Source organism: Bradyrhizobium sp. Ken51 (assembly GCF_055807435.1).
In genome coordinates, this window is the sequence record NZ_JBVVPB010000017.1 from 40334 (window position 1) to 63836 (window position 23503).

A 23503-nucleotide genomic window follows, 5' to 3' on the forward strand; every position below is an offset into this window, starting at 1 on the left:
GCGGCGCAGCTCATCAGACAGACGGGTCGGATGCTTCAGACACGAATTTCATCTCCCTCTCCGGCACAGGTTCAAGGCACCGATTCAGCCTCGCTGGAACAGACTGTTTCGTCGGCCATCGGTCTCGTCACTCGGCAATATCCCGTGATGATTATCACGGTGCTCCTCTGCCTGGGTCTTGCAGGCACGTATTTGTTGGGGGCGACCAAGCGTTACACCGGGACCGCTGTCCTTATGATCGACAGCCGCAAGATGCAGGGACTTCAAACACAAACGGCGGTTGGTGGAGATAATCCTATAGATTCGGCGATGGTCGACAGCCAGGTTGAAGTACTGAAATCGGAGACCATCGCCGCCGCGGTCATCCGGGACCTCCGTCTCTTGGACTCCCCGGCCTTTATGCAAGAGGACGCTGGGCTGCTGAGCGGGCTATCGCAGCTGCTTTCGAGCTTTTTCCCTGAGGAAAAGCCATCCGACGATGGACTGATGCGAGCCGCCGTTGGGAGGATTCAGAGCGGGCTCACCATCAAGCGGGTCGGATTTAGCTATGTTATCGAGATAGCATACCAGTCCACCTCGCCAGAGCTGGCCGCGCGGATCGCCAACGCCGTCGCAGAGAATTACATTACAGATTCTCTTGAATCGAAATATCAGGCTTCGCGCCGTGCGGCGGTCTGGCTTCAAGATCGGCTCAAAGAACTCCGCGCCCAGGCCTCTGCGGCGGAGCGGACGGTGGTCGATTACAAGGCAAAAAATAACATCGTTGACGCAGGCGGACGTCTGCTGACCGAGCAACAGCTGGCGGAGATCAACAGCGCTTTGACCGAGGCTCGCGCAAAGCGCGCCGAGGCCCAGGCCAAGCTCGAGCGCATTACCTCGATCTTGAACGCGGACGACAATGATTCGCGAGTGATCCTGAACGATTTGGGTGCCGTCAACGATTCAATGGCTAATCCCGTGATCACCAAGTTGAGGCAGACCTATCTCGATTATGCGGGCCGCGCTGCGGATTGGTCCAATCGATATGGTCCAACTCATTTGGCCGTGGTCAATTTGCGCAATCAAATGCGCGAAATTCGGCACTCCATTATCGATGAGCTTCGGCGCACGGCAGAAGGTTACAAGAGTGACCTGGCAATTGCCAAGGCGCGTGAAGAATCCAGCCAGAAAAGCTTGAACGAGACGATCGCCGTTTCGAATGATACAAGCCAAGCCCAGATCGTTTTGAAGGACCTCGAGAGCAACGCGCAGAGCGCGCGCGCGCTGTCAGAGAATTTCCTTCAGCTCTACATGGTATCAGTCCAGCAGCAGTCATTCCCGATTACCGAAGCAAGGGTCATCACCCAGGCCTCACAATTGTCGACGCCGAAGACTTCCCCCAAGACTGCTTTGGTTCTCCTCGCGGGTATCGTCGGCGGATGCATCCTCTCCGGCTTGGTGGCGATCTTCCTCGAAATGCTGGACCGCGTCTTCCGCACCGTGCATCAGGTTGAACGCTTGCTTCAGACCAACTGTTTGGCATCGATTCCGGTGATCGGGTCGGAACCAGAAGCTGGAATGGGACTGCCCTTGAAGCTCATCAAACGGTGGTCCCCATTGTCCAGGAGTAGAGCGGAGGCATGGTCGCGATCCAGTGAAGCAGCGGGTAAGTCGCTGCGCGCCGATGTAGGGAGAACCCATTCACGATCCAGCACAGACCGGCTGCTCACCATCGATAACAGCGTCGGACGGTTCGCGATCAACTCGCCCTTTTCCCGATTTGCGGAGGCGCTCCGGTCGATCAAATTGGCGGCCGACTTGAGCAACTTCGGGACTCCCCACAAAGTTTTGGGCATCACATCCGCTCTTCCCAATGAAGGAAAATCCACCGTTAGCGAAGCTTTGGCTCAGACCACGGCACAAAGTGGCCTACGTACACTTCTGATTGACGGAGACCTCCGTAACCCAAGCCTCACCGACCGGCTTGCACGGTCGGCCGATGCTGGATTGATTGAAGCCGTGTTTGGCAAGGCCGATCTGAAGGACGTGATCTGGGTCGATCCGCAAACCAATCTGCATTTTCTTCCTTGCGTGGCGGCGTCTCGATTTTCGAACTCCAGTGATCTGCTGGCGTCCCCGCAAATGGAGAAGCTTTTTCAGCATCTTCGTGAACAGTACGACCGTATCATTTTGGACTTGAGCCCTATGGCTCCTGTGATCGACGTTCGCGCCACCGGCGGTCTCGTCGACTCCTACATTCTCATTGTCGAGTGGGCCAACGCGAAGGTCGACGTGGTCGAGCGAGTTTTACGGGAAAATCCCCTTGTTCGCGAGCACATGCTGGGCGCCGTTCTTAACAAGGTGAACTTAGCCGCGATGAACCGCTACGATTCCTATAGCGGAGGCTACTACCGCAACCGATACTACAAACGCTACGGATACGTGGATTAGTCAGCTAACGATGACGGCCGTCATAAATGCTTTTGGCAGATTGACAACCGTTCTTATCGCCTTGAGCTCGGCAGGCTGGGCGGTCTCCTTCCTCTCTAATTTGGATGAGGGAGTCGCACTGAATAATGTAGCCAACGCGGTTTTGTCCGGGAGCGGTTTTAAGCGAAGTTCCGTTTCCGAAGCAGCATTGTCAGCCGCTGAGACTCGCAAGATCTGCAATCCACGCGAAATCAGAGCGGCTGCGATCATCCGCCTGCGCCTCTATGAGACCGCCGTCGATTCTCCCGACATGCGGCTTGCCGATCAGCGCCTGACGACGCTTCGGTCATCAGTCAGAGAAGCTCTCGGCTGCGTTCCGACTGATGGGCTATTGTGGTTCATCGAATACTGGAGCGCCATTAATCAAGGCGGTCATGTAAGCGATCACCTCGAGGCTTTGCGGTTGTCCTACCGGTTGGCGCCTTACGAGGGCTGGATTGCGCTCCGCAGCCCGTACGTGCTGGCAATCTATGACACGCTTCCGCCGGACCTTCAGGAAAGCGCCCGCAACGAGTTTGTGTCGATTGTTCGAACGGGCTGGATCCGCGACGCGGTGAAAATCCTCAAAGGAGCCGGGTGGAGGCATCACCAAGTCCTCTTGGCTGGGCTTGGAACGGTGAGCTTGGACTTTCGTCTCCAATTAGCCCGCGCCCTGCGCGCCGAAGGCTTAATGGCGGACGTTCCAGGGGTTGAGCCCCAAGAGTTTAGACCTTGGAGATATTAGTTCTGAAGTCGTCCTTCAAAGTCTAAATCTCTTCTCACGGATCCCAGAGATTAGGAGGAAGTGGAAGCGGATGATTTGTTCAACTTGAAATCACTGCAGATGCGCCGCTCGGCTGTTCGCGAGTTGCGACTTGATCGCGATAGGGCGAGACTTTGCGATTGGGCAAAGGATCGTCAGATTTTGCGCCGACTGAAAGGAGCTTTCGATGCTCAGGCGCGCGCTCATGGGTTTTTTTCACAGCCGTAGTGGTCTACTCAGCTTCTCCTTCTCAAGCTGAGATGATTTCGTCCGCAAAGCCCGACGAGGTGACGGGTCACCCGGGGCGCTCGACGGCACGTGGCTGTGGACCTGACCTTGCCCCTCGGGCTTAATCCATTGAAGTTCGTTCTGGCCCAAGCCGAGGACCAGAGCATGAAGCGCAAGCGGTTTACGGAAGAACAGATCATCGGGATTTTGAAGGAGCACGAAGCGGGGGTTCCGGTCGCCGATCTCTGCCGCAAGGATGGTGTAAGCGACGCCAGCATCTACAAATGGAAGGCCAATTTCGGCGGGATGGACGTGGTCAGCGATAACGGCAGCGAACTCACAAGCAACGCCATCCTGGTGTGGGCCGACCAAAGCCGTGTCGAATGGCACTACATCGCGCCGGGCAAACCCATGCAGAACGCCTTCATCGAGAGCTTCAACGGCCGGCTGCGGGATGAGCTGTTCAACGAGACGTTGTTCACGTCACTGGCACAAGCCCGCGTCACACTTGGATGTTGGCGGGCCGATTACAACGATACAAGACCACACTCGCAGCTCGGATGGAGAACCCCGTCCAAGTTCGCGAGGACCTGCCACCCGCGCCGGGATCTGGCGCTGCGCTATGCCAAAGGCTCCGCGCCAGCTCCCGGCGCTGCCACCGCCCAATCGGGCAAACCCAACGGCACGGGCGAACTCAGGACCGGAAAAAACGTGGGGGCAAGGTCACGGAGGCTGATATGGCCATCCTATCCGTTTGCCTTGTAATGATCAGCGTCACGTTGTTGACGATAGTTGCGATCGCACCGCGTCTGAATTTTTGGACAGACGATCTCTGAATGGTCGGCTTCCTCTACACCTTAGCTCGCGTGCAAGGGGACTTTGGTGGCTTGGCAATCCGCCGGCGCGTTAGAAGACATTACTGCCTCACCAATCTCCGGCGGACGGCGATCACTGCCGCGAGGTGATGCGTAGGATCTGTGCGTTGTTGGCGGTCACGACGGTATCATTAGCTGTCGCGATCACGACACGAACGAACTGCAGGAACTTGGCGGTATCGACGGTGGCTGCGTTAGCGGCAAACAGAACGTCCTTGTCCCGCATATCAAATTTAGTCGCCAGGAAGTATGCGGCGGGATCGCGGAAGTCTGCATTGTAGACCACCGGCACCGTTGGCCCGACGAATTTGGAGCAATCCACGCCTAGCCGTTCGGCGAGCTCGCGCGGCTCCCGGCGATAGAGGTACACGCCGCTCGGCTCCGCTTGGCCATCCAGGAGGCCCCCCGCCTTCGCCATCGCCTGCGCCATGTTGATCTTCCACATGTCGAACGGGAATTGTCCCTGCTGTCCCGACGCACCGAATGCCAGGAAGATCTGCGGTTCACGGTAGACATAGATGGTATCGCCGGGATGGACCCAGACATTGTTGGCGGGAGTATAAACCAGAGCACCGAACGGAACCGTCGCGCGCTTGCCGTGACGCTCAAGCGTGACCCAGGTTTCCCAGCCCTGCCCCTTTGGACCACCAGCCCGCGAGATCACGTCGAGGACCCGCTCACCAGCCGCATTGGCTGTGAGACGGGTAGGCTGATTGACCTCACCGAGAACGCTGATCAGCGAGGTGTTCTGGGTGACTAGCGAGACCACCACCTGCGGTTCGATGGCGCGGTTGCCGATCGCCTTGACGATGTCCTGCTGGATCTCACTGGGCGTGCGGCCCGCGGCCTTGACGGCGCCCGCATACGGAACAGTGATGAAACCGGCCGAGTCGACGTTTTGGGTCGGCAGGGCAACGAAATTGCCTGGGCGCACGCCTGCTTCGGCCGGTATGAAAAGACCACCCGCCGCCGCCTCGAAGATCGACACCGCAACCACGTCGCCAATGCCAAACTTGATGGAGGGCGGCGGTCGATTGTCAGGGAACGAGCCCGCGATGGCACCGGGCCCGTATTCTTTGAGGATATCGACCACGGTGGGCGTGAGCGTCACCAACCCATATTCCGGGCCATTCTTGGTGTGCTCGCTCTTGATGACGTGGTCCTCAGGACCCGACATCGGCATGATTGCACAGCCCGCAGAACCGAGCAGCACAGCGGAAAGCACCCCTACAAGAACGAAGCCCCGTTTAAATTCCACCCGAGTTCCCCACTGCAACGAACCTCAAATTCCGCGAATTCCCGAGAGGAGTCAATGAATCGCGCCTGATAACCCGGCTCCTCGGGAGAATAAGCTGGAGGTTGTTGCAATGCGGTTACAGGCGAGCACCGGGTGGAGACAACCCGATAGGGGCTAATAGGCGTTTCTGCGGCGGGTAAGTTCCAAGCACGTGAGCAGGAGGATTTTCAGGTCGAGCGCCAAGCTCCAGTTGTTAATATACCAGAGGTCGCAATCCACCCGGCCCTTCATCTGTTCGACAAACGCGGTTTCGCCGCGATAGCCTTTGACCTGCGCCCAGCCCGTAATACCCGGTTTGACATGGTGCCGGAACGCATAGTCGCAGAGCAGCTGGCCGTAATGCCCGTCATGCGCCAACGCATGCGGCCGCGGACCCACCAAGGACATCTCCCCTTTCAATACGTTCAAAAGTTGCGGAACTTCATCGATGCTCGTCTTGCGGAGCATTCGTCCGGTCCGGGTGACGCGGGTATCGAATCGCTTCGCCTGCACCACGTTGGGACCATCCTCCATGACGGTCATTGTCCTGAACTTGACGATCGAAAATTGATTCTCATTGAACCCGTTCCGCCGCTGCCGAAAAAATACAGGGCCAGGCGAATCCAGCTTGATCGCTACCGCGCTGAGAGCCATCAGCGGGGCGAGAAGGATCAACCCGATCGACGCCCCCACAATGTCCAGCACGCGTTTGCCCAGCTGCTCGGCGCGGGAGAGCGGGCCGCGCTGAAGTTCGACAGAGAGCGAGTTTTTTACCCGGAACGACGGGTTCTGAACCAGGGAGCGCACCCGCCGATCCGGCAACAGCTGCACCGGCAGCGGCGAAATCCGAAGCCCATCCCGCATCAGCTCAATCTTGCGGGTATCGCTCCAAGGAAAGGCCAAAACGATACCCTCAGCGCCTTGCGCGCGTGCCGCGGCAATGGCGCGCTCTAGCGCCGCGAGCTCGTCTTGGCTTAGGGCAAAGCCGCCTGTGGCGGTGGGGAGCATCACACGCTCCACTTCGGTCAGACCAAAATTTTCCAACAGCGTTTCAAGGCCTATCGACGCCAGTTCCTCGCGGGTCCCGAGCAACACGATACGGCGCCCCCGGACCTGCCCATCCGCAACCACACTCAAAACCAGCCGTCTGGACATTCGGCGGCAGACCACCAGCAGCAGCGGGGCAAGCAGGCCAAAGCAGATCATGGAGCCGCGCGAGTAAACCGCGCCGCTTTTCATCAAAAACACCAAGGAGGTCAGCAGCAGGCACACCAGGGTCCACTGGCCAAGGATCCGCCCTATATCCCTCCGCTTCTTTGCAAGAGCCGCCCGAAGATCATACAGACCGGTGGCCTGTCCGATGATCACGTAAAGCATCGCTGCGACAATCCCCTGAGCCACGACCGGCTCGAGGTTAAGTTCGGCGTTTGCGAGCGTTTGATAGATTCCGGCGCCCACAAGGCTCGACAATACGATCACGGCAGCGTCCAGGACTGCCAAGAAGTACGCGAGGCTTGAGTAGGGTATTTTCAAGCCAAACCAGCGGCCGTCTAATGCAGCACCGGCCGCCGCACCGAGGTCAGGGGCATCAGGCAGCTTGGAAGACGTCGCATCGCCTCGTTTTGAGAGTGAAGTTCGCGGGATCAAAAATCGCCTCCTACGAAAACAAACAGGCCACCGCCGCCAAGAATCACTCTAGCCGCTGCAATGCAGCAGAATTATGCAGAAAACTAACATCAAAGGCTGTATAATCGTCCCTTACTGCCAACATGATGAGCTCAGAGTCAAGCCATTGTTTTCCATCATCATTCTGGACCGGCTGACTGTCGCGTCGGCATTCACGTTAATCCTTCTGGCCACAACCAGCGAAAGTTTCGGTCAACACCCTCGCGGGACGCGAGAGTGCGGTCCAGGACTTGGCTCCGAAGAACAGAGAAATTGCGATAAGCAATTTTCCGAGCAGCTGCGCAGCCGCAGCGGCATTGTGACACTCGCCCAAGGCTGGCAGCTGGTGAAAACCAAAAGCCCGACAGGGGGACAGGATGCCATCTCGGTCATGCACGTTGCCGATTCGGGGAAGTCGGACATCGGCCTCGCTGGCCTGAGCCTTCAGTGTGGTCAAGAGCGCCAGAGGATCGACGTGATTGTGATTCTTCTGGACCGTTGGTCGCGCACGGATCGTCCCAAGATCGTCCTCACCTCCGCGAGCGGCCGAGCTGCTGAATTTGAGGCATCCGTCACCCAGGCCGGCGAGGCTCTGTTACTCCCGAAGAGCGCATCAGAGCTCGTGCAGAATGATTGGCAATCCGCAACGGAGCTTAACGTCGAAATCGACGGCAAGGCTGGTCGGATCCGGGGGGTCATTCCCGTTACCGGACTGGCTGCCGCGGTCCGAACCTTGATGGAAAGCTGTGCAGGCCGCTAGCGCTGAATCCGGGGGGAACGAGTGACGATTCCTTAAGAAGATGGGTGGAATGGTGGCGATGGAGACAGACAATGACCCCGGTCGCCATCTTGCTATTTCTTACGGGCGCGGTCCTCGCGTGGCGCTTTCGCGTCTGGATTCTTGTGCCCTTCTGCCTAATCGCGATCGTTGCCACGCTCTCGATTCAACTTGCTCAAGATCAGGGATTTGCAACCGCAGTCGGATACGCACTTTTGGCGGGCTGCGCGCCACAATTTGGCTATGCCTTCGGCCTGCTGGCACGAGGCACATTGATGGCTCGCTATTCACCCCGTCAAACTGTTTCTCGGAAAGCGTCGGTGGCCGCGCTTTATCGGCAGACATCGGCTCACGACGACCGGCATATCTGACAGGGGTCCCTAAAACAGAGTTTGGCGAGGCGGACCCCCCATGCGATAGTGAAGCATCGCCCCTGGCCATCAGCTTCCTTCACTTTCCTCATCCCCCTTGAAGTTCTCCATTGCCGCTCGCGTTTTCCCTTCTGATCATCCTGTTGGCTGCAGCTGCCGCAACGCCATTCACCGATGGCATTTTCGTCCAGCATACGGTGTATCTGCTGGCCCCGCTCATGCTGCTGTCCGCGGCCGCTGCGGCGAGCTTGGCCGATCTTACTGCACTCACTCCGCTCCGCAGGTTTATGCTGGCGGCGCTTTTCCCGATGCTCTGGATGGTGACGCAAATTGCTCCCCTTCCATTCTCCCTCGTGAATCCCATCTGGCCCACAACAGCCGTCGCGTTAAATGAACCGTCGTTGGCGGGGCGAATCACGGTCGACCTGGGAAATACTTTGCGCGGCTTGATGTGGTATTCGGCCCTCCTGTCACTGCTGCTCTCCACCATCCTGCTGGCAAAAGATCGCAAAAGGGCGGAAGTCTTGCTGGTCGTTCTGACTGGCGGCGCGACGTTTATCGTGCTCGCGAGTTTGAGTCAGATCGTGCTTGCCCGAACAGCCTTGCTAGATCTCGGTCTGGCAGAAAACAATTCGCTTGCCCTCGTTGGGGTCATTGCAGCGCTCGCAAACACGGCAACGATTGCAATGGCAGCGGAGCGCCAGCTTGGTCGCGCCGGCACTCTCTTTCCACTGAATGGCCCATTCCTGCTGCGCATTGTCCCGGGCATTGCCGGTCTCATGATGTCTCTTGCTTACCTGGCAACGCTCGAACGAATAGTCCACATGCTAACGGCGCTGGGATTTGCAATCATGCTGTTCATTGCCGCCGTCCGTCGTCTCGGATATCGGTCTTGGCCGTCGGCGCTCCTGGCCGGCCTCCTCATTATGATGGCTGGTGCAGCGACGCTATCCCTGGAACGACCCGCGACATGGGCGGATCTGCTAGCTCGGAGCCGAATCGAGAATCAAGAATCTGTAGCGATCACACGGCGTGCCATATCGGACAGCTCGTGGACCGGCAATGGCGTCGGAACATTCGCCCAGGTTGCCCGCATCTATCAGGACTATGCTGTTGGTATTGCGCCGCGCGCTCCTTCAACTGCAGCGCTGGTTGCAATCGAATGGGGTCGCTTAGCCCTGCCAATCCTGGCGTTATTTGGGCTTCAGGTCTTCTTTTTCGTCTTGCGCGGAGCCGTTGGACGCGGACGGGACTCGTTCTTTGCCAGCACAACTTGCGCCCTTGTGCTTGTCGCAATTTGCGAGAGCTTTGTCGACACGAGCATGTTGAACCCGGCGGTGCAGATCATTCTTGCAGGATTGATCGGGCTCGGCTTGGCGCAAAGCACCGGGCGGACCAGCGCCCTGTAAGCGCGACCTCAGACCCTGGCGCTCGAGATCGTCGCCCAGAGCTTGGAGTTGGGCATCTGCATCCGCACCCAGCGATAAGGAACACGCGACCACGGCTTGATCTGGGGCGTCATGTTATCTAGCACCAAGTCTCCGCTATTGGTCCGGACCACGAGAATCAGGTGATGCTCACCGGAATTGACCATGACCTCGCTCAATAGCAAGGCGCGAGCCGGCCAACCGCGCTCCAGCAATTCATGCCGCTTGCTGACCGCATAGTCGTTGCAATCGCCCCGCGCTGGATTGATCAGCCATTGCTCGCCAGCCACGCCGAGTTCATTCCTCTCCGGGGCAATTCCGCGGTTAACCACCTGATTGATCTCCTTGAGATCTGCCCATCGCTCGTCGGTCAGCCGGACCGGCCCGCCCCGAAACATCGGCCGCGTGCGGCACTCGCCTCGGTATCGAAGACAAAATTGGGTAAACGCCATCGGCGGAAGAGTGGGAGTTTCGAGCTTGATGCGCTGGATTGCGGATTGAAGCCCCATTGGCATTCCCACAAGTCCGGCGTGGACCGGCTCAAGCCACATGGAGCCGGCTGCGATGACCCCGAGGGCGATAGTGATGATTCTGCGCATTAGTTGCTCCCCGCATGCTTATTGGCTAGGAAGCTAACGCGAAGGGTTTGAAATTTTGCGGCATCCCGCCATTCAATTAGAAACAAAAGCCAAGCAGGACATTGCGATCCCGTTAACTATGTGAGCTGACCTGAATCATTCGGGCGTTAGCCCCAAAGACTGCAAAGGCGACAAGTTCGGCAAATGCTCAGATTGTCGAGATCGAGGAACAAAAGCCGAATGCCGACGGTGCCCGAGGGCATTCGCATCTATGCGATAAGCGACATTCATGGATGCGCCGATCTGCTTCAGCAGATGTTTGCCGTCATCGACCGCGATCTCACCACAATAGGTTCAAGGCGCGCAATCCACGTTTTCCTCGGAGACTACATCGATCGAGGGCCTGACTCGAATCGGACCATCGAATTGCTGATGGAACGCGGCATGAAGCATGAATCGATCTTCCTGAAAGGCAATCATGAAGCCTTCCTGTTAGACGTTCTGCATGCCCCTTCGCAGCTTCAGGATTGGAAACAATATGGCGGCCTCCAAACCTTAGCCTCGTATGGACTTAGACCTTCCCTCAATCCTGATCCGGCAGAACAAGACGAACTCATTCGACGATTATCGCAGGCAATTCCGCCTCATCAGTTGCACTTCTTCAACAACCTGCGGGCGCGCTTTGTGTGTGGAGATTTCTTTTTTGTCCATGCTGGAGTGAAGCCTGGTGTCGCCCTGGCGAACCAACAAGAACAGGACATGCTCTGGATTCGAGACGAATTCCTGGAGAGCAACAAAAATTTCGGGAAATACATCGTCCACGGCCACACCCCCGTCCAGCAGCCCGACATAAGACCGAATCGGGTCAATATCGATACGGGCGCCTATGCGACCGGAAATTTGACCCTGTTAACGCTTCAGGACGACAGTATGATTGCCTTGTAAATCAATGACACGTCGTTTTTGCTTTGGAGATTTGATGCATTCAACGACCCTAGTTCGCGTCCTCCTGTTGGGCCTTGCGGCAGCCGTCGGCTGTTTTGGGATCGTATCAGCGGCCGCAGAACTGATCACCTCCAAGCGGCCGGATTTTCCAGAGGACCCAACCAAGGCCAGTCTCAGCTCGAACGCTCCACCCGAATGGGTTGGATTGATCTCTCCCTTGCGCTCTGACCTCGAAGGCAATCAGGCTCTATTTCTTGCGCTCCAAGTAATGCAACTGCCAAGAGGTGATGACAGGGTTCGGGCCCAGAGCGAACTTGCCCGGTCGCGTCTGAAGCATGTTGTCTCCATATCGCCATACGATGCTGAGCTATGGCTCGCCTTGGCAGTGCTGGAAGCCCGGCAGGATCCGGACAGTCCAGCAGCGATCGAATCCTTGAAGATGGTCTATCTCACGGCACCGAGCGAAGGCCGATTAATGCCTCTGAGGCTTGCTTCTGCAACCCGATTCGATGCCCTCGCCAGCCCCGATGTGAGGGAGCTAGTCCAAGGTGACATCCGCCTGATGTTGACGCGAGAGCCGAAACAAACGCGAGCCCTGGTGTTCGCATATCGGCAAGCCTCAGCCCGGGGCAAAGAATTCCTGAAAGATGCGATCCGGGCTATCGATCCCGCGCTTCTCAACGTGCTCGGGGGCTAGTCGAGCGGGCCTGCTGCGGGCGGAGGAGTTTGGCCAGCCGACCCAGTTTAGAGCATATTGCCCGTTCCTCGCGAAGCGTCTAAGATTAAGACAACTGGGGGCCCCCAAATGCGATCAATTCTCGGATTACTTACGCTCACCCTGGGCATGTGGACCTTGGTGACACCGTCTTACGCCGCAGACTACGCCGTGCCTACGCAAAGGACAGCGGCGCGTATTCCGTACATTGACCGAGGTCCCAATCCGTACTGCGGGCCCCGCTGCGGATGTCCCACGGTGGCGCAGGTTCGGCACAGGTCGCTGCAACAGGCCTACCCCGCCACATTTGATCCGCGCACGAGGGATGAGCCTCACTATTACTATGGGCCGGTCCGCACTTATGTGCGTTACGTGAACCCCTTGGATCCTGAGCGGGTCTTGACCTACTAGTTTGCCACGCAGCCTTAAGCTCCGTTTAACTGCGGCGGTATAGCCTCGTTCATCGAACGGGGCTAGGTTCGATGTTCGCCATCCAGTTGCTGTCGTGCGCCTTCGTGCTGGGCGCGGCCGTTACATTCGGCAGTTACGCGTTGCTGCGGCATTGCTTGATGCAGTGGAGTGACGAGTTCTGAAGGCCTAGCGCTGCACGTTTCCAGCCAAACGCCCTTCGTTCGCTGGCCGGGAATTCGGAAACCTGCTCAGCACGGCTGCCTTCATGAATTTGTAGTGCGCAATGGAAGAACAGAGTTCTTTCAACCGGCGCTGGCCGCTCTGGATCTCCCGATCGAACAGATCCTGATGATGGTTATCCAACGCCTCGCGTTCGAGATATTCATCATCACCGTTGCCGAAGGTCACCGCGGCCCGGGCCAAGACATCTTCGACCCGACGGTTCAGGCCCGATTGCTCCCGCTCGGCCGCGTGCAGCGCTTCCTCGATCGCGACCAGGATAGGCTCTATGCGGGTCCGGTCGGTCTCAGCATCTCGTTCAGGCGAACGCGCGCGGAATCCCCGTTCGCCGCTGAAACGGCCTTTCAGGAAATTGTGCGTGCGGGCCCGCAGGAACAGCTGGAACATGCGTGCGTTTTCCGGTTCAAAGCCAGATTGGAAAATGGGTCGGCGATGGTTAATAAACCTTAAAGCTTCTGGGTTGCTCGGCCCGGCTTCGTGCCATCCAGGCCTTCCAGGCACTCTCATGCTTCTGATACAATTCGAGCCAGCGCTCCTGCACCGTGGCCGCCCAAAGCACGCCGTCGTCAAGCGCCTGACCTTTAGCCTGACCGAACTCGGCCCGGCCCTCGAGGCGCTCGAATTCGAAGGTTTCCTCAACCGTCAAGCCAATCAAGACGCGCTGGCCCGCAGCATCAGGCAGATACCGCCGCGGGGCGTTGTTTCTCAGGCTCGTCATGGCGCTCCCCCTTTAGTGATCCACGGACCGGTCGGGCCTCGAGAACGTCGGCATTATCCCATGTGTCCCCCAACGGGCCATCGATCAATGTCCAAATTCAAGGGTACGGAGCAACGATATGCTTCCACATGCAGTACCGACCGCGAACCGCACGAACAACAGAACGCGGGCGTTAACGTAACCGAATGTGGTTACGTGAGAGGTCACCGAGCCTATTGTTGCTCTGCTCGCACGTGTCGCGAAAACAGAATAGCCCATCCCAAGTTGCAAACATTCAGAATGCACGCCGCGCTCGGACGAATGATGTAGCCTCTCCGGCTGTCGCGGAACGATAGTGCGAGTACAGCCGGCGGCGCTCGTTGCGTTTGCGCGATCGCCAGGCCCGGGTTGCGTAGCCTCCGCCGAAACCGGCAAAGAAGATCGAAGCCAAAACCGCAACTAGCACCATTGGGCAATCTTTCCATATGCAAGACGTTTCCAACTACTAGCATTGTGGTCGCGCAGTTGTGTCGACATCGTGATAAGTGTCGCTGATTTTCTCATCTCGGCGATAATATCTTGGGCAGCACAGTGCTTAGAAACTGATCGCGCGCACTTCAACCGAAGCACCATAGAGACAGCCTCACGAGCAACAGCGTGATGAAATACAGCCAGCCTGCCATCGCGATCATCGCAAGGCTGAAAAATCCGACCTCGAACATACGGTCTCGAAGCCTTGCGAACGACGATATTGTCTGTGTTTCTTGTAGCATGTCGGTGCTTGCACTCTCCAGTCTCAAGCATATCAAATTGAATTCGGCGATCTCATGACACGAAAGACACGAAGCAAGAATCTCGGTGTGAATGCGACCTTCCCGAACGATCTTAGACGAGTCGTGTTTAACCCTGCGCGCAACGAGGTTCCGAAGATACACACTCCAGAAAACGACGCTGCGGAGAAATCCTTCAAAGCCACCGACTTCATTCGATCAACGCGCCTCTCCTCGCCACGAAGCAAGTTGGCCTTTGCTCAACCCAGATTTCCAACGAGAGAGCAGACGGGGCGGTTTTGCGCGAACCGGAGGCGGCGCCGTCCCGCGAACATGGATCCACTTGCGCCTCCATCACCTTGTTGAACAGTGGAGAGCCGCCTCCTATCGGCTGGCTCTCTTTGTGGCGAAAAACGTCACAAGGATTCCGCGAAATTGCCTTATCTCGGCTGACCCGCGTGCGTACAATGGTCGGTAACTCGTTCACGGGGTTTCCCTCAATGCTGGGTCTTCTGCTCTTATTTCTGATTGCGATGACCTCATTTGCGGCGGGGTACGTCACCCGTTCAGCGATCTCGCGGCGGCGGCGGGCGAACTATCTCAAGTTGGAACCTTACGTTCGGCCGTCACGACCATCGAAGCCTCCGTCGTTTTTGGTGCGTTCAGACAATCGCAACTCTCCACCGCTCCAAAGACTTGCGTCCGGTGGTCGTCGCGGCAGCTGACGTTGGTGGCTGTTTGCATTGAGCGCTTCAACGCGTAGGCTGGTGGGCTTTATTGTCGTTCGTTTCGCTGGGATATTCTGGGATTGCGCATTCCGGCGGCCGTCGCCAGGCGGGCACCAAGCATGATCCCTCATTTCTACTTGCTCAATCAACCGTAGCTTTGTTCACCGCAGTCGCGCTCTCAGCGCCGTGGTGCCCCTCCACAACAGGCCCAGGTATGGTTTGGCATCGCCGCGCTCTGGGTTCATAGTGGTGGCGCATCAACCAGATGGAAAACTCAATGAACCGTTTCGCAGTGCTTCTGGCGGGGGCCGCGCTCCTCGGCACCTCCGCATCCGCTCATGCTCAGGGGACCTACTCAAACGGGAGTCGCAACGGATATGCCGGCAGCGCACCACGTTCGACGATCTCGACAACTACATCTCCAGTCTCGCCTTCCAGTCCCGCACCTACACCAAGAAATCTGGGGACGGGCCAAGGACGAACTGAAGGCGCTATGGGGCTCACACCGCAACTGCAACGCGAACTTGGGATCGGGCGGCAACAATGAGTCGCCGCTGGGCAGTGCCGGGCAATTAGACCCAGTCCATTCTGCAGCGCTTCGATGGCGTAACCGACATGCTTGGCTTTGTAGGCGAAGAACCCGTGCCCCATCGCGTTTATGCCGTCACGACTTAGCCGTGATCAAGCGACCAATGGCGGACTGACTGCTTGGCCATCAGGCTTCCGGGTTCGTGCAGCCGACGCACGTTGCTGTGCATCAGCCTCGATGTATTTACAAAGGGTGCAGCTCTGCTGAACGAAACCTCCGTGCTTATACGGGGGGGCCCGATTTTGTCCCGGTAAGGTTGAGCGGTTAGCTTAATCCGCGTTGTTTGTTGCGAACTCTCACCGATCGCTTATCCCATCGTCTCACCGGGCTCCCCCAAGCTCGGCCCCACCCAAGCAAAGCCGTCGAGCGATATGGGTCCGCTTGGCGGCTTTGTCTTTGTCGCGACGAGAGGATGATTTCGGTTATGGCGCGCAAGCCCTGGTCGTTCAAGGAAGACCGCCGGCTGATGGAGTTGGCCAAGTCTTCGGCTTCATTGGAGGAGGCGGCGAAACAGCTCGGACGCTCGCCCGATGCGATCAAGCGCATGGCCTTGCGCCTTGGTCTTTCGCTGAAACCAAAGACAGGTAAGAAGGGCTAGAGCGAAAGCGTTGCGTCGAGCGCGCAGCGTTCCATCTCCGCTCGGGCGCAGCTCAACCGCGCGACGATCGACCAACGATCTCTCGATGACTGCGAGGCCGCCAAACCGGCTAGAGGACCAGAAGCCCTCTCGCAGATGCCTGAGCCAGCACCCCCAAATGGGTCTGCTCGCCGAATTCGCCCGACAGGATGAGGCTGCGAAGTTCATCCGGCGAGGCGGAGCTGACCTCGACACCTGGCTCTTCCACAAATCCGGGCGCGCGACCGCCGGTTCTGACGAAGAACGAATGAGTCGTATTGCTGATCCGGCTGGAGCAGGTCGCGCATCTGCCGATGAGCTCGACGCTCATCGTGGGATAGCCAGTCTCCTCCAGGAGTTCGCGCGTGGCGGTTTCCGGCGGGTCTTCGTTAGGATCCACCACGCCCGCTGGCAATTCCAGCGAGAAGCGCTCGATCGCCGGACGATACTGACGCACCAGGAGAACGCGCGAGTCCGGCGTCATCGCCAGAATGACTACATAGTCAGGTTGCGCAACTGCATAATAGGTTTCAACGGCAGACTCCGCGGAGAACCTCACATCCCGGGCCACGACCTCGAGCCAGGGGGAGACCACCATATGCTCGGTCTTTAGGATCGTCGGCAATTCCCGGACCATCAGACAATTCTCCTTCGTTGAACCTTGCTGGTAAACCATATGGCCTTGCAGGAATGAGGCCGCTGGCGCGGGAGGCCTGAATTCCAGCGGCTGAATTAGGCGCTTTAGCCCTATTCGCCAGGGAACCGAACGCGCAAATTTGCGTTGATCTCAACTTCGTCGCGAGGTCTGGCCGTGGCACATCTAGCCATTTCCGTCATCCTGGTCTGGTTGGCTATCAATATCGCCTTCGTGGTCTTGCGTTTGCGAGCCACCCGGCCACAGCATGGTGGCAGCACCCGGCAGGTTCCCATTGCGCCCTACAATCCCGCACCCGCTTCCCTCCGCCATCGAATGGGCCGCTAAAACTTGAGAGCGGAGGAGTAAGGGTCTCGGCCCCACTGCCTTTCCCGAGATTCAACGAGTTGGTCGAGTCACGCTGCTTGACGCAGAGCGCTAAATTTCCGACCGACGCGGTGCTGGTGGCCTGACTGGATTGAACCGTTACCCGGGCCGGCAAAACGCTCCGCACCAGGCGTGCCCTGCTCAATCAGCCTTAACGATACTCTCATCTTTCAACGCGGTCTGGCTCCCATCCGGCTATGATCGTCCAATGCGCCGAAACCACCTTATCGCAGCCGCAGGAATCTGCTTCGCGCTCATCGTCTATGCCACGCTTGCGAGACTGGCGGGGAGACCCGTGCTTATCGGTCATCACGAGGCTTATTGGGTCGTCGTGATCGAGCGCTTCAGCGCCTACGGGTTGCTGGGATTTCTCTTATCCTTCCTGTTGCCCGGTCGGCTCACCCTCGCATGCTCGCTTGTCGTGGCCGTCGCAATGGGGCTCGAAATCCTGCAAGCAATGACGCCCGATCGTGATCCGGGTTTCCTGGACGTGATGCAAAAAGCAGCAGGCGGGACCGTCGGGGTCCTCCTCGCTCAAACAATCCTGGCCTTCCTACCGAGACCGCCCGCCTGAGCAACACGTCCGCATCGGAAGTTGCTGTCGTTATTTCATCATTTGTCCGCGTCGTTCACCGCCCGGGTTCGCGACCGTATGAATGTTCGCGTGCCATTTCCCGGCCAGCAGATCCGCAGCCTGCCTTGGCTTTGCCCGTTCTAGGCGAGCTGTTCGGAGCATGCGGGCGGCTAAGCCGACCGGCGCCGGCCCTGGAACTGGTTCGGCGTCAGGAGTTCTGCCATCTGGCGGTGGGTGTCCTGGAGCGCCTCGATAGCGCCGTCCAGATCAAAATCGGCGTCTCGGACCGAGGCGAGGAATTTAGCCGTCAGCGCCAGATCGAGCTTGACGCGGGTTGCGCCATCGCGGCTTTTGCGGCGGTCAAGTGACAAATGGATGGCCCGCATTCTGGCCTCGGCAGGCGTGCAGCCACTGAGCCCGGCGAGTTCGTCATAAGTCATCCAGATCTGTGCCATGTTTCAGTCACTCCTTTACTCGGCCTCAGCTTATTTTTCGTGCTTAAAGCTTCGGTTGCCGCGATGCGCGCGCCGACCGTTTCGCAGCGATAGGGTCAATGCGAGCTAAACGAAGAAGGACAATCGTGCCGAGCCCTCGGTGGGTTGCATACAGCGAAGATCGATCTATGCTCACCCGATCGATCAACTGTTGAACTGAGGCAATCACATTGGGACAGATCACTTCGGATGCCCTCTGATGTCGTGTCCCGTGGCCACGCGGCATGTCCCCACCTTCGGCAAGCGTTTCGAATGGCTGACGCTTGCGGTGCTCGTGCTGTGCGCCGATTTGGTGCTGGCGGCGCCTGCCTGGGTCATCGTTGATTTCGCTTTGAGGTAAGCACACATGACCGACCGACCGACTGTCCTCGTTACGGGAGGCGCGGGCTATATAGGCTCGCATGCCAGCCGCGCACTGACCGCCGCCGGCTATCAGCCCGTCGTATATGACAATCTGTCGACAGGTCATCGCGGCTTCGTCGCCGGCCCGCTGGTAACGGGCGATCTGCTCGACGGCGCCGCGCTGGCGCGCGCCTTCGCCGAGCACAAAATCACGGCGGTGATGCATTTCGCGGCGGCGAGCCTCGTCGGCGAATCCATGACCGACCCGCAAAAGTACTACATCAACAATGTGCAGGGCACGCTGTCGCTATTGCAGGCGATGCGCGATGCGGGTTGCCATCGTATCGTGTTCTCCTCGACCGGCGCTGTCTACGGCAATGCCGATTCCAAGGAACTGCCGGAAGACTTCCCCTGCGCGCCGATTAACCCCTATGGCGCATCGAAGTGGATGATCGAGCGCATGCTGGCCGATTACCGGTCGGCTTACGGCTTCGGCGCGTTCTGTCTGCGCTATTTCAACGCCAGCGGCGCCGATCCTGCCGGCGGGATCGGCGAATTGCGTGACAACGAAACTCATCTCATTCCGCGCGCCATGATGGCGTTACAGGGCCATGTCGATTTTGCCGTGTTCGGTGAAGACTACGACACGCCCGATGGCACCGCGATCCGCGACTACATCCATGTCACCGACCTCGCCGCGGCGCATGTCGTGGCGCTGAAACTGCTGGAACAAGGGCATGCCGGCGGCAGCTTCAATCTGGGCACCGGCTCCGGTTTTTCGGTGCGGGAAATCCTGACCGCCATCAGGCAGGAGACCGGGCGCGAGGTGCCCCACACCGTCAAACCGCGCCGCGCCGGCGATCCCACCTATCTGGTCGCCGATCCCTCTGCAGCGCGAAAAGTGCTGAATTTCGTACCGCGACATTCGGATCTGCCGACCGTGATCCGCACCGCCTGGGCCTGGCACCAGAGGGCTCATCCGCTTAAGCAGCCCTGACGACATCGTCGAAGTCGATCGGGCGGGATAAGACGTTGCCTTATGGTCTATTCCGTTCTGACCCGAGCGATCCCGGCGCAAACGGATGGCGCGATCGCGAACGGCCGTCGAGCCCCTTGGGCAGCTTGTCGGCATTGAGCTTCACGACCGCACCTCTGGCGTCAACGGCCGGCGCCTCGTCCCGGCTGTAGATGAGCGTCGCCTCGAAGGTCACATCGGGCGCCTGCTCGGCCGTCCCGGAACAGGTCGCCATCGCGCCGCTGCACACGCCCGAGAGCTTGACCTCGACTTCGTCGAGCCCGAACACAGTCGGCGGCCCCTCGGCATGTCGCCGCGTGGTCAGAACCGCCGTGAAGCGCTGCTCGTCGATTCGGTAAGAGCCGCCATACGTGAAGAAGCTGTCGCTGCCGGAGATTCGTCCCTCCGCCAGATGCACGACGCCCGTGCCCTGACCGCGCGGGGTCCTGAACCAGGCAGCATATTTGCCGTCTCTCAGCATGAAAACATCCACCGTAAAAACTCAAACGTATTTGCAACCAACTCTGGGGCGCGACAATGACCCGCGCGGGGAGCATTCCGCCACGGTTAACGTCCTGCAAAGCGAGCCAGTCAAATTGCTGCCGACGCGCAGCGACGCGGGCGAGCGCACGCTCCCCCGCGCAGCGGGCAAGAAAGCTGGACCTCGTTGCATACCGCGCTAAAAAGATCGGCTTGCCGACCTCGTTTGGCAGCTTGCATATAACCGCTATCAACTCAGCCAGTTCGTGACAGCTAGCCTTCCTGTCGCGCTGGGAGGAAGTGGTCGAGATTGCAGCCGGTCAGCAGGCGACGCCATATCAGAAGACCGAGGCGACGCTCCCGCCCATTGTGGATATAGAGAGTGCAGCGGAGGGCCACCCGGTCGAGGCCGTCCCAGCCGAATGAAATTATCCATCCGGCCAACAGCTTCCCGGCGCACTGTTTTCTCCGGTCGCTGATTTGAACCTCTTCCTGATAGAGTGCACCAATATCTAAGAGTGATTCCGGTCACACTTGCCTGGGCGTTTCGCTGCTAAGCATCGGGCCTGGATGGGGACCGGGCAAGTATCGGTCGAATTGGATGAGAATTCCCATGAAAAGCCTGATCGGCGCTGTTGTCGGCGCGTGCTGTCTTGCTGCCCCGGCTTTGGCGGAGAGCCCGGCCGCCATCGTCGAGGACGTGCAAGGCAAGGTCGACGGCGTCGCGTTCATGGATTATGTGGCGCCGGGCAAGATCATCAAGCTGGGGCCCAAGGCAACCATTACGCTCAGCTATCTCAAATCGTGCCAGCGCGAGACCATCAGCGAAGGCGTCGTCATGGTCGGCACCGAGCAGAGCACCGTGCAGCTCGGCGAGGTCAAGCGGGAAAAGGTACCCTGCGATACCAACGCGGCAAAACTGTCGGAGCGCGAGGCGAACCAGAGTGCCGCGACGACCTTCCGCACCATGCGGTCGGACGCCAAGGGTGGCGCTCCGGCCAAGCTGCCGACGCTCTACGGAGTCGCACCGTTGGTGCAGGCCAAGAGCGGCAACACCCTGGTGATCGAACGCACCGATGGCAAGGAGCCCACGATCAGCGTGCCGCTCAAGAGCGAGACCATGGTCGGAGGCAAGTTCTATGACTTCGCCAAGGCCGGGAAGTCGCTGACGCCGGGCGGCAGCTATCTCGCCATCCTCGGCACCAAGCGTTACGCCTTCCAGGTCGATCCCAGCGCCACGTCATCGCCGACGCCGATAGTCGGACGCCTGCTGCGGCTCGAATAGGCGGCTAGCGACGGGGCGATGCGGCGGATCGGCAGACGGGACATCGTTGCAGCGATCCTGATTGCGCTTCTTGCAGGCGCCGTCGTCACGTCTCCACCGTTCCAGACGCTGCAGGGCCTATCGCTCGACATCCTCACGGCACTGCGCGGCAAGCTCGTCGGCGACCGCCGCGATCCCGCGACATCACCGGTCGTCGTCGTGGCCATCGACGGCGAGACCTACGACACTCCGCCGTTCAAGGGATCGCCAACGCAGACCTGGACGCGCGAGATCGGCAGGGTTCTCGGCAGCATCGACGACGGCGGCGCCCGGGCGATCGGCTTCGACGTCATCTTCCCGAGCTCGATCGAGCAATCGGAGATTCCCTTCGGCGACGCGTCGCTGGGCAGCCGCATGAGAGGCTTCGATCGGGACTATCTCATCGCCCTGCGGAAGCTTTCCGACAGCGGCAAGCTGGTGCTCGGCGAGATCCTGAGCAACGACCATCAGGAAAGGCCCGACCGCGCGCAGCAACTGGCGGTGAGAAACAATATCCGCGCCCTCAACGTCCATACCGACACCGACGACGTGATCCGGCGGATGCCGCTGAGCTTCTCGATCGACGGCAAGCCGGTCCCCGCGATGGCGGTCGAGCTCGCCGCGCGCGCGCTCGCCGGAAAGCCCGAGATTGGACCGTCCGGAGCGACCGAATTGTCCGGTTATGCAATTCCGAGCGCGGTACCGAACACACTGACGCTCAATTTCCGAGGACTGGGCCGCGACATCCCGACTTTCTCCTTCGCCGATCTTCGGGCCTGCGTCGAAAAGGGCGATCGCGATTTCTTTCGCCGCGCCTTCGGCGACAAAGTCGTGCTGCTAGGCACGGCCCTGAATTTCGATGATCGCAAACTCACCTCGGTGCGACTGTCCGGCGGACATGACGGAACGCCGGGGCCACGATGCGCCCAGCCCGCCCCGGCAAGCACCGCACAAAAGGCCCGCAGCGACATCGCCGGTGTCTTCGTGCATGCCAACGCGGTACGAAATCTGATCGAACGCGATGCGGTGACCGAGCTCGGCTTTCCATTGCGGAGCATTCTTACCATGGTGTTCGCAGCGATCGTGGCCTGCGCGGCCTGCGTGCTCGCACCGGGTGGCGCACTGATCGCCTGGTTCGGCCTCACCGCCGTTTACGCCGCTGTGGCCGTCGGTGCATTCGTCCATGCCTTGGCGCTGCCGCTGACGGAGCCGGCACTCGCAAGCCTTGCCGCGCTCGCGATGATGATCGGCTACCGTTTCGTGCTGGCCGATCGTGACGAGCGTTTCCTGCGCAAGAGCTTCGCGTTCTATCTCGCCCCCGAAGTGATCGACACCATGGTTGCCTCCGGCAAGATGCCGGCGCTCGGCGGCGAAATGCGCAACGTCACCATGTTCTTCTCCGACCTGAGCGGCTTCTCCTCCATCGCCGAGACGATGACGCCGGGCGAACTGGTGACGCTGATGAACGAATATCTGTCAGCCATGACCGACATCATCGAGAGCCATGGCGGCTATGTCGACAAATATATCGGCGATTCCATCGTCGCCATGTTCGGTGCGCCCGCCGACGATCCCGCGCATGCGCGCCACGCCGTCCATGCCGCGCTGAAATGTCACGAAAAGCTGGCAGAGCTCAACGCGGGCAGCGCCGCTTTCGCCGGCCACGGCCTGTCGCACCGCATCGGGCTCAACAGCGGCGAGGCCGTAGTCGGCAATATCGGCTCCCGCCGCCGCTTCAACTACACCGTGATGAGCGACACCGTGAACGTCGCCTCGCGGCTCGAAGGCGCCAACAAATACTACGGCACCGCAATCATGGCCTCGGAATCGACGATGGCCCAGACCGGCGACGGCTTCGCCTGGCGTGAACTCGACGCGATCCGGGTGCTGGGGCGTGGCGAGGCGATCAGGGTGTTCGAGCCGCTCGCGGACAAAGGCGCGGAGAGCGCCGGGCAGAAAAAAGTGGCTGCGGCTTACGCGGAGGGGCTCGCCTGCTGGCGGGCACGGGAGTTCGCGAAGGCGGCTGACGCGTTCGAGCGAACGGCGGAAATGGATCCGGCGTCAGCGCTTTTTGGCAAGCGCGCGATTGTGCTCGCTACAAATCCACCGGGGTCGGACTGGACGCCGGTGAACATCCTGGAAGGAAAGTAGCGC

The 23503-nt window shown here is 59.3% G+C and carries 23 protein-coding genes; 14 read left to right on the forward strand and 9 right to left on the reverse strand.

Features of this window, described 5'->3' with window-relative positions; translation table 11 throughout:
* The first annotated feature begins 30 nt into the window (after positions 1-30).
* The 3 genes from AC0L27_RS26070 to AC0L27_RS26080 all read left to right on the forward strand — a co-directional run bounded on the left by AC0L27_RS26070 (position 31) and on the right by AC0L27_RS26080 (position 4204).
* On the forward strand, positions 31-2430 hold the full coding sequence (locus AC0L27_RS26070) for a polysaccharide biosynthesis tyrosine autokinase (RefSeq protein ID WP_473320726.1): 2400 nt from the start codon (positions 31-33) through the stop codon (positions 2428-2430).
* A 10-nt stretch (positions 2431-2440) separates the two neighbouring features.
* Positions 2441-3193, forward strand: a complete 753-nt coding sequence (locus AC0L27_RS26075) for a hypothetical protein (protein ID WP_473320728.1) — start codon at positions 2441-2443, stop codon at positions 3191-3193.
* 411 nt (positions 3194-3604) lie between these two features.
* On the forward strand, positions 3605-4204 hold the full coding sequence (locus AC0L27_RS26080; protein ID WP_473320812.1) for an integrase core domain-containing protein: 600 nt from the start codon (positions 3605-3607) through the stop codon (positions 4202-4204).
* A 183-nt stretch (positions 4205-4387) separates the two neighbouring features.
* Here the strand turns inward: AC0L27_RS26080 and AC0L27_RS26085 are convergent, their stop codons facing one another.
* Together AC0L27_RS26085 and AC0L27_RS26090 are read right to left on the reverse strand one after the other, a co-directional pair.
* The gene (locus AC0L27_RS26085) at positions 4388-5572 is read right to left on the reverse strand and encodes a polysaccharide biosynthesis/export family protein (RefSeq protein WP_354101380.1); all 1185 of its coding nucleotides are present in this window, start codon (positions 5570-5572) and stop codon (positions 4388-4390) included.
* Between the two features lie 153 nt (positions 5573-5725).
* The gene (locus AC0L27_RS26090; RefSeq protein ID WP_354101381.1) at positions 5726-7237 is read right to left on the reverse strand and encodes an undecaprenyl-phosphate glucose phosphotransferase; all 1512 of its coding nucleotides are present in this window, start codon (positions 7235-7237) and stop codon (positions 5726-5728) included.
* Between the two features lie 73 nt (positions 7238-7310).
* On the opposite strand from AC0L27_RS26090, the gene AC0L27_RS26095 reads away from it, so the two are divergent.
* The 3 genes from AC0L27_RS26095 to AC0L27_RS26105 all read left to right on the forward strand — a co-directional run bounded on the left by AC0L27_RS26095 (position 7311) and on the right by AC0L27_RS26105 (position 9813).
* Positions 7311-8015, forward strand: coding sequence for a hypothetical protein (locus AC0L27_RS26095; RefSeq protein ID WP_354101382.1), 705 nt, complete (start codon positions 7311-7313; stop codon positions 8013-8015).
* Between the two features lie 71 nt (positions 8016-8086).
* Complete coding sequence (locus tag AC0L27_RS26100) at positions 8087-8404, forward strand: hypothetical protein (protein WP_354065128.1); 318 nt, start codon at positions 8087-8089, stop codon at positions 8402-8404.
* 110 nt (positions 8405-8514) lie between these two features.
* Positions 8515-9813 carry a hypothetical protein gene (locus tag AC0L27_RS26105; protein ID WP_473320731.1) on the forward strand — a complete coding sequence of 433 codons (1299 nt, stop codon included), beginning with the start codon at positions 8515-8517 and terminating at the stop codon, positions 9811-9813.
* 8 nt (positions 9814-9821) lie between these two features.
* Here the strand turns inward: AC0L27_RS26105 and AC0L27_RS26110 are convergent, their stop codons facing one another.
* Complete coding sequence (locus AC0L27_RS26110; RefSeq protein WP_473320733.1) at positions 9822-10430, reverse strand: transglutaminase-like cysteine peptidase; 609 nt, start codon at positions 10428-10430, stop codon at positions 9822-9824.
* A gap of 219 nt (positions 10431-10649) precedes the next feature.
* Here AC0L27_RS26110 and AC0L27_RS26115 point away from each other — a divergent pair, with 219 nt between their 5' ends.
* Both AC0L27_RS26115 and AC0L27_RS26120 read left to right on the forward strand, forming a co-directional pair.
* Entirely contained in the window at positions 10650-11354 is a 705-nt protein-coding gene (locus AC0L27_RS26115) for a metallophosphoesterase family protein (RefSeq protein WP_275172064.1), read from the forward strand.
* A 34-nt stretch (positions 11355-11388) separates the two neighbouring features.
* Positions 11389-12051: a hypothetical protein gene (locus tag AC0L27_RS26120; protein WP_354210377.1), complete on the forward strand. Its 663-nt coding sequence runs from the start codon at positions 11389-11391 to the stop codon at positions 12049-12051.
* Positions 12052-12666: 615 nt separating this feature from the next.
* Here the strand turns inward: AC0L27_RS26120 and AC0L27_RS26125 are convergent.
* Both AC0L27_RS26125 and AC0L27_RS26130 read right to left on the reverse strand, forming a co-directional pair.
* Positions 12667-13107: a hypothetical protein gene (locus AC0L27_RS26125; RefSeq protein WP_354210378.1), complete on the reverse strand. Its 441-nt coding sequence runs from the start codon at positions 13105-13107 to the stop codon at positions 12667-12669.
* A gap of 49 nt (positions 13108-13156) precedes the next feature.
* Entirely contained in the window at positions 13157-13438 is a 282-nt protein-coding gene (locus AC0L27_RS26130) for a hypothetical protein (RefSeq protein ID WP_275172070.1), read from the reverse strand.
* Positions 13439-15928: 2490 nt separating this feature from the next.
* On the opposite strand from AC0L27_RS26130, the gene AC0L27_RS26135 reads away from it, so the two are divergent.
* Positions 15929-16102 (forward strand): hypothetical protein, encoded by a 174-nt coding sequence (locus AC0L27_RS26135; protein WP_275172072.1) that lies wholly within the window; start codon positions 15929-15931, stop codon positions 16100-16102.
* 109 nt (positions 16103-16211) lie between these two features.
* Here AC0L27_RS26135 and AC0L27_RS26140 read toward each other — a convergent pair whose 3' ends face one another.
* Entirely contained in the window at positions 16212-16757 is a 546-nt protein-coding gene (locus AC0L27_RS26140; protein WP_354101387.1) for an NUDIX hydrolase, read from the reverse strand.
* 592 nt (positions 16758-17349) lie between these two features.
* On the opposite strand from AC0L27_RS26140, the gene AC0L27_RS26145 reads away from it, so the two are divergent.
* Complete coding sequence (locus AC0L27_RS26145) at positions 17350-17715, forward strand: VanZ family protein (protein WP_354210380.1); 366 nt, start codon at positions 17350-17352, stop codon at positions 17713-17715.
* A gap of 30 nt (positions 17716-17745) precedes the next feature.
* Here the strand turns inward: AC0L27_RS26145 and AC0L27_RS26150 are convergent, their stop codons facing one another.
* Both AC0L27_RS26150 and AC0L27_RS26155 read right to left on the reverse strand, forming a co-directional pair.
* A complete protein-coding gene (locus tag AC0L27_RS26150) occupies positions 17746-17877 on the reverse strand; it encodes a CHRD domain-containing protein (RefSeq protein WP_354256593.1) in 132 nt (43 codons plus the stop codon).
* Between the two features lie 8 nt (positions 17878-17885).
* Positions 17886-18170 (reverse strand): hypothetical protein, encoded by a 285-nt coding sequence (locus AC0L27_RS26155; RefSeq protein ID WP_354101389.1) that lies wholly within the window; start codon positions 18168-18170, stop codon positions 17886-17888.
* Between the two features lie 238 nt (positions 18171-18408).
* On the opposite strand from AC0L27_RS26155, the gene AC0L27_RS26160 reads away from it, so the two are divergent.
* Together AC0L27_RS26160 and galE are read left to right on the forward strand one after the other, a co-directional pair.
* Positions 18409-18549, forward strand: coding sequence for a hypothetical protein (locus tag AC0L27_RS26160; protein ID WP_354210382.1), 141 nt, complete (start codon positions 18409-18411; stop codon positions 18547-18549).
* Positions 18550-18555: 6 nt separating this feature from the next.
* Positions 18556-19548: a UDP-glucose 4-epimerase GalE gene (galE, locus tag AC0L27_RS26165; RefSeq protein ID WP_354210383.1), complete on the forward strand. Its 993-nt coding sequence runs from the start codon at positions 18556-18558 to the stop codon at positions 19546-19548.
* Positions 19549-19588: 40 nt separating this feature from the next.
* Here the strand turns inward: galE and AC0L27_RS26170 are convergent, their stop codons facing one another.
* Positions 19589-20047 carry a hypothetical protein gene (locus tag AC0L27_RS26170; RefSeq protein WP_275172079.1) on the reverse strand — a complete coding sequence of 153 codons (459 nt, stop codon included), beginning with the start codon at positions 20045-20047 and terminating at the stop codon, positions 19589-19591.
* A 612-nt stretch (positions 20048-20659) separates the two neighbouring features.
* Here AC0L27_RS26170 and AC0L27_RS26175 point away from each other — a divergent pair.
* Positions 20660-21331: a hypothetical protein gene (locus AC0L27_RS26175; protein ID WP_354210384.1), complete on the forward strand. Its 672-nt coding sequence runs from the start codon at positions 20660-20662 to the stop codon at positions 21329-21331.
* 18 nt (positions 21332-21349) lie between these two features.
* Positions 21350-23500, forward strand: a complete 2151-nt coding sequence (locus AC0L27_RS26180) for a CHASE2 domain-containing protein (RefSeq protein WP_473320739.1) — start codon at positions 21350-21352, stop codon at positions 23498-23500.
* Positions 23501-23503 lie beyond the last annotated feature (3 nt).